Annotated in this window: 10 protein-coding genes; 6 read left to right on the forward strand and 4 right to left on the reverse strand. The window is 66.7% G+C overall.

Annotated elements, in window-relative coordinates:
• Positions 1-39 precede the first annotated feature (39 nt).
• Positions 40-1,206 carry a molecular chaperone DnaJ gene (gene dnaJ, locus KTR9_RS17100; RefSeq protein WP_010841231.1) on the reverse strand — a complete coding sequence of 389 codons (1,167 nt, stop codon included), beginning with the start codon at positions 1,204-1,206 and terminating at the stop codon, positions 40-42.
• Between the two features lie 185 nt (positions 1,207-1,391).
• Entirely contained in the window at positions 1,392-2,426 is a 1,035-nt protein-coding gene (gene hrcA / locus KTR9_RS17105; RefSeq protein WP_010841232.1) for a heat-inducible transcriptional repressor HrcA, read from the reverse strand.
• 161 nt (positions 2,427-2,587) lie between these two features.
• On the opposite strand from hrcA, the gene KTR9_RS17110 reads away from it, so the two are divergent.
• Entirely contained in the window at positions 2,588-3,046 is a 459-nt protein-coding gene (locus KTR9_RS17110; protein ID WP_014927412.1) for a type II toxin-antitoxin system VapB family antitoxin, read from the forward strand.
• A gap of 19 nt (positions 3,047-3,065) precedes the next feature.
• Here the strand turns inward: KTR9_RS17110 and hemW are convergent, their stop codons facing one another.
• Positions 3,066-4,265, reverse strand: a complete 1,200-nt coding sequence (hemW, locus tag KTR9_RS17115) for a radical SAM family heme chaperone HemW (protein ID WP_014927413.1) — start codon at positions 4,263-4,265, stop codon at positions 3,066-3,068.
• A 368-nt stretch (positions 4,266-4,633) separates the two neighbouring features.
• Here hemW and KTR9_RS17120 point away from each other — a divergent pair, with 368 nt between their 5' ends.
• From KTR9_RS17120 to KTR9_RS17140, 5 genes are read left to right on the forward strand one after another with little or no spacing between them, the layout of a single operon-like run.
• Entirely contained in the window at positions 4,634-6,397 is a 1,764-nt protein-coding gene (locus KTR9_RS17120; RefSeq protein ID WP_044506962.1) for a nitrite/sulfite reductase, read from the forward strand.
• Positions 6,394-7,146 (forward strand): phosphoadenylyl-sulfate reductase, encoded by a 753-nt coding sequence (locus KTR9_RS17125; protein WP_014927415.1) that lies wholly within the window; start codon positions 6,394-6,396, stop codon positions 7,144-7,146. The genes KTR9_RS17120 and KTR9_RS17125 overlap by 4 nt, the downstream gene beginning before the upstream one ends.
• A complete protein-coding gene (cysD, locus tag KTR9_RS17130; RefSeq protein ID WP_425307016.1) occupies positions 7,128-8,093 on the forward strand; it encodes a sulfate adenylyltransferase subunit CysD in 966 nt (321 codons plus the stop codon). Before KTR9_RS17125 ends, cysD begins: the two co-directional genes overlap by 19 nt.
• Entirely contained in the window at positions 8,093-9,388 is a 1,296-nt protein-coding gene (locus KTR9_RS17135) for a sulfate adenylyltransferase subunit 1 (RefSeq protein ID WP_014927416.1), read from the forward strand. The genes cysD and KTR9_RS17135 overlap by 1 nt, the downstream gene beginning before the upstream one ends.
• The gene (locus KTR9_RS17140; RefSeq protein ID WP_014927417.1) at positions 9,385-10,128 is read left to right on the forward strand and encodes a sirohydrochlorin chelatase; all 744 of its coding nucleotides are present in this window, start codon (positions 9,385-9,387) and stop codon (positions 10,126-10,128) included. Before KTR9_RS17135 ends, KTR9_RS17140 begins: the two co-directional genes overlap by 4 nt.
• A gap of 57 nt (positions 10,129-10,185) precedes the next feature.
• Here KTR9_RS17140 and KTR9_RS17145 read toward each other — a convergent pair whose 3' ends face one another.
• Positions 10,186-13,692 carry an indolepyruvate ferredoxin oxidoreductase family protein gene (locus tag KTR9_RS17145; protein WP_014927418.1) on the reverse strand — a complete coding sequence of 1,169 codons (3,507 nt, stop codon included), beginning with the start codon at positions 13,690-13,692 and terminating at the stop codon, positions 10,186-10,188.
• Between the last annotated feature and the right edge of the window lie 7 nt (positions 13,693-13,699).

Genomic DNA, 13,699 nt, shown 5'->3' on the forward strand with positions numbered 1-13,699 from the left:
GCCGAGCACCCGCGCCAGGACCCCACCGCCACGCCGGGTCTACTTCCCGGCGAACGCGTTGCGCAGCCGCGAGAAGAGGCCGCCCGGCGCCGCGGCAGCCGAGGTGTTGACCACCTCGATCTCGTCGGCGGCGATCTTGCGGTACTTCTTCAGCGCCTCGGTCTGTGCCGCATCGAGCCTGGTCGGTACGACGACGTCGAGGTGGACGTGCATGGTGCCGCGCACGCCGGAACTGACGTGCGGCATGCCCTGTCCCCGCAGTTTCACGATCTGCCCCGGCTGGGTGCCGGGTGCGACCGTCACGGTGACCGGGTCCCCGAGAATGGTCTCCACCTCGAACTCGGCACCGAGCGCCGCGTCGGCCATCGGCACCTTGACGGTGCAGTGCAGGTCGTCCTTGTCGCGCAGGAACACCTCGTGCGGACGCTCGGAGACCTCGACGTACAGGTCGCCCGCGGGACCGCCGCCCAGACCGACCTCACCCTGGCCGGTGAGACGCACGCGCATGCCGTTCTCGATCCCGGCGGGGATACGCACGGTCATGGTGCGCCGCGAGCGGTAGCGTCCGTCGCCGCCGCACTTGTGACACGGATCGGGGATGACCTCGCCGACGCCGTGACAGGTCGGGCACTCGCGCACGGTCATGACCTGGCCGAGGAACGAGCGCTGCACCGACTGGATTTCTCCGGCGCCCTTGCAGATGTCACAGGTCACCGGCTTGCTGTCACCGTTGGTGCCCGAGCCGGTGCACACATCGCAGAGGATCGCGGTGTCGACGGTGATCTCCTTGGCGACCCCCTTCGCGCACTCGGCGAGATCCAGGGTCAGGTTCACCAGTGCAGGCTCGCCCGGCTGGACCCGCGACTTGGGCCCGCGACCCGAACCGAACCCACCGCCACCGCCGAAGGCGCCGCCGTTGCCGAAGAACGCCTCGAAGACGTCGCCGAATCCCCCGCCGCCGCCACTGAAACCGCCGAAGCCGCCCGCACCGGCGCCGGCCAACGGGTCGCCGCCGGCGTCGACGATGCGTCGCTTCTCCGGGTCGGTCAGCACCTCGTAGGCGGTGCTTACCTCTTTGAACTCGTCTTCCTTGCCCGGATTGACGTCGGGGTGCAACTCGCGCGCCTTCTTGCGGTAGGCGCGCTTGAGTTCCTGATCACTGGCGCCCTTCGCCACACCCAGGATTGCGTAATAGTCACGTGCCACGGTTGTAGTGATCCTTCGGTCTCAGTTGGTGCCTGGCGGCGTGTGCTCTGACGATCGCGCGGGACCCGTACGGGGAGCCGTCCCGACCGCCGATCATCGACGCTGCTTCGCGCGCGGCCGCCGTCGTCCACGTAGCGGGCCGCCGAACAGCGGCCTGCCGAGCGGCGGTCATGGGAAATCTGCGGTCATCGTTCGGCGAGCACCTCGCCGATGTACTTGGCAACGGCCGCCACCGAGGCAATCGTTCCCGGGTAGTCCATCCGTGTGGGGCCGAGCACACCGACGCCGCCGAACACGGTTCCCGATGCACCGTACCCTGTCGACACCACCGAGGTCCCACGCAGGTTCTCGGTCCGGGTCTCCTCGCCGATCTGCACCGTGACCTGGCCCATGTCCTGCGTCGTCGCGAGGATCTTGAGCACGACCACCTGCTCCTCGAGTGCCTCCAGAACGGTGTCCATACCGCCGACCACGGGCGTGAAGTCGGCTGCCGAGCGGGCGAGATTCGACGTGCCGCCGAGCACCAGCCGGTCGTCGCCGCGTTCGACGAGGGTCTCGACCAGCACGGTCGCGATGTTGAGTACCGCACCGCGCAGATCCTCGGGCGCGGAGTTGGCGAGCTCGGCCACCGCGGCCGACGCGGCTTCGAGTCGTTTGCCGTGCAGTGCGGCCGAGAACAGATCGCGCAACCGGGCGATCTCGTCCTCGTCGTGGTCTTCGTTCAGTGCCACCATCCGCTGTTCGACCCGGCCGTTGTCGACGATGACGACCAGCAGCAGACGCGATGGCGAAAGGGTGACGACCTCGAGATGACGCACGGTCGCCGCCGAGAGCACCGGGTACTGGATGACCGCGACCTGCCGCGTCAGCTGGGCGAGGAGCCGCACGGACCGGCGGAGCACATCGTCGAGGTCGACGCCGGAATCGAGTACCGAGAGGATCGCGCGGCGCTCGGCGGCCGACAGCGGTTTGATCTCGCTGATCCGGTCGACGAACATCCGGTATCCCTTGTCGGTGGGCACCCGGCCGGAGCTGGTGTGCGGCTGGGTGATGTACCCCTCCGCCTCCAGCACCGCCATGTCGTTGCGGACGGTGGCGCTCGACACTCCCAGCTGATGACGCTCCACGAGCGCCTTCGAACCGATCGGCTCCTGCGTGTCGACGTAGTCGGTCACGATCGCACGCAAGATCTCGAAGCGACGATCATCGGTGGTAGACACGCGGTACACCTCCTGACTCGGACCCCTGTCATACAGTTGGGTGCGTTCCATAGTACGAAACGGGATCGCGATCACCGTGTCACGGCGTGGTGTCGCGCACTGACCGTCGACGCGTCGCCGAAGAGCAGCAATCGTCGAGGACGGGCGTCGGAGGAGTTCGCATGATCTTCAAGGGGGTGCGGGAGGGCAAGCCCTACCCCGACCACGGGTTGTCGACGCGGGGCTGGGCCAAGATCCCGCCGCGACAACTCCGGCTCGACCAGCTGATCCCGATCACCAAGGTCCTCGCCCTGGACAAACTCCTCAGCGAGGACTCCACCTTCTACGGCGACCTCTTCGCCCACGTCGTGCGGTGGGAGGGCGAGCTCTACCTCGAGGACGGGTTGCACCGCGCGGTTCGGTCGGCGCTGCGGAACCGCCACATCATCCACGCGCGCACGCTCGACCTCGACGCCCTGGACCTGACCGAGACGGCCAAGCCGCTGGACCAGCAGCTCGAGGACACCGCCGAGATCCCGGCACGTCGGCCGCCGACCGCACCCGATGGCGCGGGCGCGCACCGTCGTGGTGCCCGATCGACGGGATGGACGAGTCCGCCTCGCCCCGATCAGAGTTGGTAGCCGTACGCCTGGTCGCGCATCAGCCCCAGAGCACGCGGCGGATCACTCCGTCGGCAAGCAACCGGCCCGCGTCGGTGAGCACGTAGGCATCGGCGCTCGCGCTCAGCAGACCGTAGGCGCAGAGCTGCTCGGCATGCGCGGTCTCGGCGTCGTCGAGGAGATCGCGCGGCAGCCCGCTCCGGCACCGCGTGGTCAGCATGACGGCCTCGAGGTGCCGGTCCTCGGCGGTCAACTGCTCTGCCGACGCGATCGGCAGAACGCCCTCCGACAGCGACTTCGAGTAGCGCGCAGGATGTTTGGCGTTGAGCCAACGGACACCGGCGACATGGGAATGCGCCCCGGGACCGATGCCCCACCAGTCATGGCTGTGCCAGTAGGCGATGTTGTGGCGGCACACCGAGTCGTCGCCGCGTGCCCAGTTCGACACCTCGTACCAGTCGAGGCCGTCGGCGCGCAGGCGGCGGTCGAGGATCTGGTAGCGGTCGGCGAGGACGTCGTCGTCGGGAGCGGGCATCTCCCCACGTCGGATCCGGCGCGCCAGCGCGGTGCCGTCCTCGACGATCAGCGCGTAGGCGGACACGTGGTCGACACCGGCATCCAGCACGGCGTCGACGGTGGCATTCAGGTCCGCGTCGGTCTCGCCGGGCGTTCCGTAGATCAGGTCGAGGTTCACGTGGTCGAATCCGGCCGCCCGTGCCTCTCGCGCGGCCGCGACGGCCCGGCCCGGGGTGTGCGTGCGGTCGAGCAGTCTCAGCACGTGCTCGGCCGCCGATTGCATACCGAGCGAGATCCGGGTGAATCCGGCCGACCGGAGGTCGTCGAAGAACTCGGCTGAGGTCGACTCCGGGTTGGACTCGGTGGTGATCTCGACGTTGCCGGACAGATCGAAGTTCGCCCGGACCGCGTCGAGTAGCCGCGTGAGACCGGCGCCACCGAGGAGCGACGGTGTGCCGCCGCCGACGAAGATCGTCGAGACCGGGCGGCTCGGCGTCAGCATCCGCGCCGCGGTCTCCAGCTCGCGGGCGACCGCCTCCTGCCACGAGTCCGGCGAGGACGAGGACCCGAGTTCGCCGGCGGTGTAGGTGTTGAAGTCGCAGTATCCGCACCGGGTCGCACAGAACGGGACGTGCAGGTAGAGCGCGAGGGGCACGTCCGGGTCGACCTCGGCGCAGGCGGCCGCGACCAACGATTCCGCCGGCGCTGCGAGGTCGAGGTTCATCCTTCCCATCATGCCGATCGCACCGACATGCCGGAAATCGCCGGTCCCTCCGGGAACAGATTCCCCCATCCGCGGCGTTGTGCCGCTCAGGTAGGGACCGTCCCGCCCGGTTTCCCTCATGATGATGGAAAATAACCCCAAGTAGACGAGCCGATGCGGAGCGTGGCACTATGGACCGCGTGATTTTCCCCGGGGTGTGGCTCGCAGCTCGACGCCACATTGATCTCAAGCGCGTCAACAGCGCTTTCTGTCGCATCTAGCGACGTCTCGGCCCCGAATCGTCCCTGTTCAGACAGGGGATGCCGGCACGTTTCAGCCCGTAACTCGTGCAACGAACGCCGGCCCTGTGCGCCGGCACAGGAGAGTTCATGACGTCCACCACCGACGCCCCGGCCGCTTCCGGCCCGGGTGCACCGAACGAGGCTGCCTCCGCAGCTCCTGCCGCCGGGAAGCCCGCGCGGCCGGCCCGTAAGGCCCGTCCGGCCAAGCGCCGTGCCGAGGGCCAGTGGAAACTCGGTTACCGCGAGCCGCTGAACCCGAACGAGCAGGTCAAGAAGGACGACAACCCGCTCAACGTGCGCGCGCGCATCGAGAACATCTACTCCAAGCAGGGCTTCGACTCGATCGACAAACAGGATCTGCGCGGCCGGATGCGCTGGTGGGGCCTGTACACCCAGCGCGCCGAGGGCTACGACGGCACCTGGACCGGCGACGAGAACATCGACATCCTCGAGGACAGCCACTTCATGATGCGGGTGCGCTGCGACGCCGGCGCGCTCAACGTCGAGCAGCTGCGCACCCTCGGTGAGATCTCCACCGAGTTCGCCCGCGACACCGCCGACCTCTCCGACCGCGAGAACGTCCAGTACCACTGGATTCGGATCGAGGACGTCCCGACGATCTGGGAGCGCCTCGAAGGTGTCGGGCTCAAGACCACCGAGGCGTGCGGCGACTGCCCACGCGTCGTCCTGGGTTCGCCCCTCGCCGGAGAATCCCTCGACGAGGTCCTCGACCCCACCCCGGCCATCGACGAGATCGTCCGCCGCTACATCGGCGATCCGAAGTACTCCAACCTGCCGCGCAAGTTCAAGACCGCGATCTCGGGCCAGCAGGACGTGGTGCACGAGATCAACGACGTCGCCTTCGTCGGCGTGGTCCATCCCGAGCACGGCCCCGGCCTCGATCTCTGGGTCGGCGGCGGACTGTCCACCAACCCGATGCTCGCCCAGCGCGTCGGCGCCTGGGTCCCGCTCGATGAGGTGCCCGATGTGTGGGAGGCCGTGGTCGCACTCTTCCGCGACTACGGCTACCGACGGCTGCGCGCGAAGGCCCGCCTGAAGTTCCTCGTCAAGGACTGGGGCATCGAGAAGTTCCGGCAGGTGCTCGAGGACGAGTACCTGGGCCGCAAGCTCATCGATGGTCCGGCACCGGAACAGCCCGAACGCCCGATCGACCACATCGGCGTGCAGAAGCTGCGCAACGGACTCAACGCGATCGGCTTCTCCCCCATCGCCGGACGCGTCTCGGGCACGATCCTGACCAAGGCCGCGGAAGCCGTCGCCGCGGCCGGGTCCGACCGCGTCCGCTTCACCCCGTACCAGAAGCTGATCGTCCTCGACGTCCCCGACGACAAGGTGGATTGGCTGATCGACGAGCTCAAGCCGCTCGGCCTGCACGGCCGGCCGACACGTTGGCGCCGGAACCTCCTGGCGTGCAGCGGTATCGAGTTCTGCAAGCTCTCCTTCACCGAGACCCGCAAGCGTTCGCAGGTCCTCGCCCCGGAACTGGACGAGCGGCTCGAGGACATCAACGCGAAGCTCGACGTGCCGATCACGGTGAACATCAACGGTTGCCCCAACTCCTGCGGGCGGTCGCAGATCGCCGACATCGGTTTCAAGGGACAGCTCGTCGAGGACGCGGACGGCAACCAGACCGACGGCTTCCAGGTCCACCTCGGGGGCAGCCTCGGGCTGGATTCGGGTTTCGGTCGCAAACTGCGTCAGCACAAGGTGCTGGGCACCGAATTGGGCGATTACATCGAGCGCGTGGTCCGCAACTTCGTCGACCAGCGCGAAGAGGGCGAACGGTTCGCGCAGTGGGCCGTTCGTGCCGACGAGGAGGCACTGCGATGACCATCGAGACCACCACCAGGGCACCGGGACGACGCTTCAGCGAAGACCAGCTGCGCGACATCGCGGAGAAGGGCGCTGCGGACCTCGGTTCCGACGCGACCCCCGAGGAACTGATCCGCTGGACCGCACAGACCTTCGGCACCAACTTCGTCGTCGCGTCGAACATGCAGGACGCGGCCCTCGTCGATCTCGCCGTGAAGAACATCGACCGCGATCTCCTCGACGGCGACCCGGTCAAGGTGCTCTTCCTCGACACCGGCTACCACTTCGCCGAGACGATCGGCACCCGGGACGCCGTCGAGCAGGTCTACGGCGTCGAGATGGTGAACCTGACACCCGAGCACAGCGTCGCCGAGCAGGATGAGCTCTTGGGCCGCAACCTCTTCGCCCGCGACCCGGGAGAATGCTGCCGCCTGCGCAAGGTCGTGCCGCTGAAGGCGGGCCTCGCCGGTTACGACGCATGGATCACCGGGATTCGTCGCGTGGAGGCGCCGACGCGGGCCAACGCCCCGCTCATCTCCTTCGACGAAGGCTTCGGACTGGTGAAGATCAATCCGATCGCGGCCTGGTCCGACGAGACGATGCAGGACTACATCGACTCCAACGGAGTGCTGGTGAATCCGCTTGTCGACGAGGGATATCCCTCCATCGGGTGCGCACCGTGCACCGCCAAACCCGAACCCGGATCCGATCCGCGCAGCGGCCGCTGGGCCGGTCGCGCCAAGACAGAATGTGGGCTGCACGCATGACCGTGACCGAAACACCGTCCGTTCCGCAGGCATCCGGCGTCGTCGCCGAGGCCGACGAGTTCACCACACTCGACGCCTTGGAGTCCGAGGCGATCCACATCTTCCGTGAGGTCGCGGGCGAGTTCGAGCGTCCGGTGATCCTGTTCTCCGGCGGCAAGGACTCGACCGTGCTCCTGCACGTGGCGCTGAAGGCATTCTGGCCTGCGCCGCTGCCCTTCTCGTTGCTGCACGTCGACACCGGCCACAACCTGCCCGAGGTCCTCGAGTTCCGCGACCAGGTCGTGGCACGGCACAACCTGCGGTTGCACGTCGCCAAGGTCGAGGACTACCTCGCCGACGGGCGCCTCACCGAACGCCCCGACGGTGTGCGCAACCCGCTGCAGACGATCCCCCTGCTCGACGCGATCACCGAGAACCGTTTCGACGCGGTGTTCGGCGGCGGTCGTCGCGACGAGGAACGGTCTCGCGCGAAGGAGCGGATCTTCTCGCTGCGCAACGCCTTCGGCCAGTGGGACCCGAAGCGCCAGCGCCCCGAGCTGTGGAACCTCTACAACGGCCGCCACGCACCGGGTGAGCACGTGCGGGTGTTCCCGCTGTCGAACTGGACCGAGCTCGACATCTGGCGCTACATCGCCCGGGAACAGGTACTCCTCCCGTCGATCTACTACGCCCATGAGCGCGAGGTGTTCCAGCGCGACGGCATGTGGATGACCTCAGGGGTGTGGGGCGGACCGCGCGAAGGTGAAGAGCTGCAACGCCTGTCGGTTCGCTACCGCACCGTCGGCGACGGCTCGTCGACCGGAGCGGTGCTCTCGGACGCCGCCGACAACGAGGCCGTGCTCGCCGAGGTCGCCGCGTCGCGGCTCACCGAACGAGGCGCGACCCGTGGCGACGACCGGGTCTCCGAGGCCGCCATGGAAGACCGTAAGCGCGAAGGATATTTCTGATGAAGCACGCCCCTGATCTCCTCCGCATCGCCACCGCGGGCAGCGTCGACGACGGTAAGTCGACGCTCGTCGGCCGGCTGCTGTACGACACCAAGTCCGTGTTGGCCGATCAGATCGATGCCGTCACGAAGGCATCGGTGGATCGTGGCCTCGACACCCCGGACCTGTCCTTGCTCGTCGACGGGTTGCGGGCCGAGCGCGAGCAGGGCATCACCATCGATGTCGCCTACCGCTACTTCGCCACGCCCGCGCGGTCGTTCGTCCTCGCCGACACTCCCGGCCACGTGCAGTACACGCGCAACACCGTGTCCGGGGCGTCCACCGCGCAGCTGGTGATCCTGCTGGTCGACGCCCGGACCGGCGTCGTCGCCCAGACCCGCCGCCACGCGGCGGTGATGGCGCTGCTCGGCGTCCCGCAGCTGGTGCTCGCGGTCAACAAGATCGACCTCGTCTCGGATCAGGCGTCGGTGTTCGCCGAGATCTCCGCCGAGTTCGCCGAACTCACCCGGTCGCTGGGCTGGACCGACGAGCAGGTCACCGCCATCCCGGTGTCGGCATTACACGGCGACAACGTGGCGATCCGTTCGGAGACCACCGCGTTCTACGACGGCCCGACACTCATCGAGCATCTCGAGACAGTGCCGAATCTGGTGGAGCGCAAAGACGTCGGTCTGCGCTTCCCCGTGCAGTACGTCATCCGTCCTCGTACGCCGGAGTACCCCGACTACCGCGGATACGCGGGTCAGATCGCCGCCGGCCGGGTCTCCGTCGGCGACGAGGTGGTCGTCCTGCCGTCGGGGCAACGGACCACCGTCAGCCAGATCGACACCGCCGACGGACAACTCGCGACCGCACACACCGGACGCAGCGTCACCATCCTGCTCGCCGACGACGTCGACATCTCGCGCGGCGATCTGATCGCCGCGGTCGCCGACGCTCCGGAGCCGTTGCAGCAGTTCACCGCGACCGTGTGCTGGCTGGCCGAGAAGCCGTTGCGGGCGGGCGCGCGACTGCTGCTCAAACACGGCACCAAGACCACCCAGGCGATTGTCAGCGCACTCGACGCGCAGTTCGACGAGCAGAACCTCGCGCTCGTCGACGCCCCGGACTCAGTGGAGCTCAATCAGATCGTGCGCATCTCGGTGCAGACCGCCGAGCCGATCCCCGCCGACGACTACCAGGTCAACCGCGAGTCGGGCAGCTTCCTGCTCATCGACCCGCAGGGCGGCAACACACTGGCCGCGGGGCTCGTCGGCGACGCACTGGCGCCGCTGCATCTCAAAGAGCTGGTGTGACACCGACTCTCGTTCTCGTCGCACACGGCAGCCGCGATCCGCGCTTCGGCGCGACCGCGCGCCGTGTGCGCGACGCCGTGGCGGCGCAGCTGCCTGGCGTCGAGGTGATCCTGTCCTACCTCGACCTCGACGAACCACTCGTCGGTGACGTGCTCCGGGGGCTGCGCACCTCCGCGGGCGGCGATGGCGACACGATCGTCGTGCCGATGCTGCTGTCGGCAGGCTTCCACCACAAGATCGATCTCCCCTCGATCATCGCCGCGAGTCACCCGTCCGCCCGCCAGACCGAGGTCATGGGGACGCGATCGCTGACCGGCGCCATGGCCGATCGGCTCGTCGAGGCCGGTCTGGGACCACATGACGGCGTGATCCTGTCGGCGGTGGGTTCGTCCGACCCCGATGCGGACCGTTCCGTCCGTCTCCGGGCGCTCGAGTTGTCGACGCGACTGCACCGGCCCGTGGAAGTCGTCTTCGCGACCAAGCTCGGCACCGGCGATCGTGTGCTGGCCTCCGCGGTGCGCCGCCTGCGCTCCGGTGGAGCCCGCCGGATCGCCCTGAGTCCGTACTTCCTTTCGGCGGGGTTGCTCACCGATCGGGTCGAGCGCGCCCTCGATTCCATCGTCGACGAGACCCTCGTGGCCGGGCCGCTCGGCACGCACCCGGATGTCGTGGACGCGATCTGTTCGCTCTACCGACTCAACGCCCGGACCACGGTGCCCGCCGGACATCCCGCCCCCTGACCTCGGCGTGGCATACAACCCCGACTCCTCGTCCGAGTGAACTGCCCATCGACTCCCCTACCGCGCAAAGGAGACCGAGTCGTACTCGGCGAGCTGTTCGACGAGCGCTGCACGGTAGGTGGCGACGTTGTCGACCTTGATCTGCTCATACCCGCGCACCATGTCGGGTAGCGAGGCTATGGCGACTGCACGGTCATGATTGTCCACGTCAAGAGTGGAGAGCAGGGTCGAGATGACCTCGCGGTACTCGACGATGAGCTCTCGCTCCATCTTTCGGATGTGGTGGTAGCCGAAGACGTCGAGCTTGCTACCACGTAGCCTCCTCATCCGCGCGAGTGTTCGCAGGGTGGGGTGTGCCCAACGACCCAGAGCCAGTTTGTTCTTCATCCCCATGGCCCGGAGTGCTGGTGGATGCAGCCTGATCTGGGTGGTGGCATCCTCGCCGAATGTGTCGCGCAGCGTTGCTGCGAACTCGGCATCGAACGCGAGTCGAGCGACTTCGTATTCGTCCTTGTACGCCATGAGTTTGAACAGATTTCGGGCGACGGCTTCGGCGAGTGGTGAGCCCGGCCCTGGCACCACCTCGGTTTCGGCCTGGAGAACACGCCGGACGACGTCGGCGTAGCTGCGCGCATAGTCGAGATCCTGATAGGCGATCAGCTCGTCGACACGGACCGCGACGAGGCGGCTGAGTTCGCTCCCGCTCACCGCTCCGGTGGTGTCCGCAAACCGGAGGGCATGAGTCGACAACGGTGGCGGTGTGTAGACGACGCGTCGGGTGGCGTCGATGGTCATCTGGAGTGCATCAGGGTCATGAACGGCTTGCCGTCCACGACGGAATGCCTGCAGGTTGGTGTCGACGGCTGCCCCGTTGAGGGTGATGGCCTGCTCGATGGCGTCCGCGGAGATCGGTAGCGCCCCGGCCTGATACGCGGCCCCGACCATCACCATGTTGGTGTACTGCTCGTCGCCGAACAGATCACGCGCCAGGGTGGCGGGATCGAGATAGATCGCTCGATGCACTTTGCTGTTGATCGCGTCGCGGATCAGGGCTGGTTCAGGGAAGGTGACCGAGGTGTCGATCACCATCTGCCCGGTGGGGACCTGAGTCGTGGACACGATGGCCTGCGTGGAACTCGTGTCGACGACCTTCAAGTTCGTCGGGTCGGTACCCACGAGCGTGTCACACACCAGATAGAGCCCACAGGCGCCCTGGGACAGTTTGGACCCTTCTTCGAAGGGATCAGCGGCGATCTTGAGGTCGGAGACCACCGCTCCGCCCTTCTGCGCCAGCCCTGTCTGATCGAGGCTCCGCACGTGACGGCCGTCGATCACTGCTGCGGTGGCCAGGATCTGGGCCACGGTGACAACGCCTGTGCCACCCACGCCGACTATCCGCACACCGAACTCTGCGTCCGAAAGGTTCGCCTGTTCGGGAGCCACCAGCGTGGCGACGTCGATGTCGGGCGCGGACTCGAATTTCTGGGCCGTTCCGGGGGTGACGGTGACGAAAGACGGGCAATCACCGTTGAGGCAGGAGTAGTCGAGATTGCACGAAGACTGATGGATCGCGGTCTTGCGCCCGAACTCGGTGTCCACCGGTTGGACAGACAAGCAGTTCGACTTTTCGCCACAGTCACCGCAGCCTTCGCAGATCCGCTCGTTGATCAGCACCCGTGTCGTCGGCGTCTCCGACTTGCCGCGCTTCCGTTTACGACGCTTCTCGGCCGCGCATTCCTGGTCATGTACGAGCACGGTCACGCCAGAGAGCTCAGCGAGTTCGCGTTGCACCTCGATCAACTCGTCTCGATCGCGGATCTCGATGTTCCGAGGAAGGCGAAGGGATTTGATCCTGTCCCGATCCTCGGTGGTCACGACCACCTTGCGGACACCCTCTGCGAGGAGAAGACGACAGATCTGGTCGAGCGGCATGGCGCCGACCGGGTCCTGGCCGCCCGTCATCGCGACAGTGGCGTTGTAGAGAAGTTTGTAGGTGACGTTGACCCCAGCGGCAACCGCGGCGCGCAGCGCGAGACTTCCCGAGTGCATGAAGGTTCCGTCGCCGACATTCTGGACCAGGTGGCTCTCGGAGAGGAAGGGCTGCATTCCGATCCACTGGGCGCCTTCACCGCCCATCTGGGTGAGGCCGATGACATCGCCTACCTGCTTGTCGTCCATCATCATCACCATTGCGTGGCAACCGATCCCGCCACCGACGAGACTGTCACCGGTGACCTTCGTCGACGAGTTGTGGGGACAACCCGAACAGAAGTATGGCGTGCGATTGAGAAGCGGCAGGGCGATCGTCGAAGGCTTGGGCGCGGCTTTCCATGCTCGAGCGGGCTCGATCAGGTGCTCGTCACCGAGCCGTTTGGCCAGCGCGCGCGCAACGAGGTCGGCATCGAGTTCGCCGAACGCATTCAGTAGCTGCCTGCCGCGAGGATCGGTCTTGCCCACGATGACCGGTGAATTGGCCCGTCCGTAGAGGATCTCGCGCATTCTCGCCTCGAGGAACGATCGTTTCTCCTCGACGACGATGACCTCCTCGAGTCCGTCGGTGAAGGCTTCGACGATCGCCGGATCAAGCGGGTAGATCATTCCGATCTTCAGCAGGCGTATGCCGTATTTGCTGAGGTCGGAGTCGTCGAGGCCCAGGATTCGCAGCGCCTCACGTAGGTCAAGGTAGGTCTTGCCGGCTGCGACGATCCCGATACGGTCGCTGGGTCCGCGGGCGGTGATGTGATTCAGCTTGTTGATGCGTGCGTAGTCGAGTGCGCGTGGGAGTCGGTCGTAGACCATGCTTCGTTCGAGCGTGAGCAGGTACGGACCGACCAGGTTGGCGTTGGGGACATAGGTACTGGGGCCCAGATCGCCGAACCGAGGGTCGACACGGTCAGGGTGAACCACGGCGGTGGTCGCACCGTCGGCGACGGCCGTGACGATCTTGAGCGCCGACCACAGGCCGGTGAATCGGGACAGGTACGGGGCGTGAAGTCCGAAGTCGAGGACTTCCTGAGCGTCCGCGGGATACAGGGTCGGGATGAAGAGATCTTCGAGAGTGGCTTCAGAAGCGCATGCCAGACTCGACGACTTGCCAGCCGGGTCGTCGCCGACGATGGCGACGGCTCCACCGGTCGGCGAGGTGCCGACCAGGTTCGCGTGTCGGATCGCATCCGACGCCCGATCCAGCCCAGGCGATTTCCCGTACCAGTAGCCGGTGACACCGTCAGTGGTGAGATGACCGACCTGGCCGGCGGTTTGAGTGCCCAGGACGGACGTGGCAGCAAGTTCCTCGTTGACTGCGGGCTGGTGAACGAAATCGAGGCCCTCGAACATCTTGCGACGACGTGCGATCTCCAGGTCGTATCCCGCAAGCGGGGAACCTTCGTATCCGGAGACGAACGTGGAGATGTTCAGTCCGCGGCGTTGATCGAGTCGGGCACGGTCGCGAAGATTGCGGACAAGCGCTTGGATACCGGTCAGGTAGACCAGCCCATCATCGAGAACGTAGCGATCGTCGAGGCTGAAATTCTTGGCGGCAGTTGACAATGGTGTGACGGACACGGCAATG

Source organism: Gordonia sp. KTR9 (genome assembly GCF_000143885.2).
Taxonomy (GTDB): domain Bacteria; phylum Actinomycetota; class Actinomycetes; order Mycobacteriales; family Mycobacteriaceae; genus Gordonia.

Coding starts and splice junctions, on each gene's coding strand:
- KTR9_RS17110 (WP_014927412.1), top strand. CDS start 2,588: ATGATCTTCAAGGGGGTGCGGGAGGGCAAGCCCTACCCCGACCACGGG.
- hemW (WP_014927413.1), bottom strand. CDS start 4,265: ATGAACCTCGACCTCGCAGCGCCGGCGGAATCGTTGGTCGCGGCCGCC.
- KTR9_RS17120 (WP_044506962.1), top strand. CDS start 4,634: ATGACGTCCACCACCGACGCCCCGGCCGCTTCCGGCCCGGGTGCACCG.
- KTR9_RS17125 (WP_014927415.1), top strand. CDS start 6,394: ATGACCATCGAGACCACCACCAGGGCACCGGGACGACGCTTCAGCGAA.
- cysD (WP_425307016.1), top strand. CDS start 7,128: ATGTGGGCTGCACGCATGACCGTGACCGAAACACCGTCCGTTCCGCAG.
- KTR9_RS17135 (WP_014927416.1), top strand. CDS start 8,093: ATGAAGCACGCCCCTGATCTCCTCCGCATCGCCACCGCGGGCAGCGTC.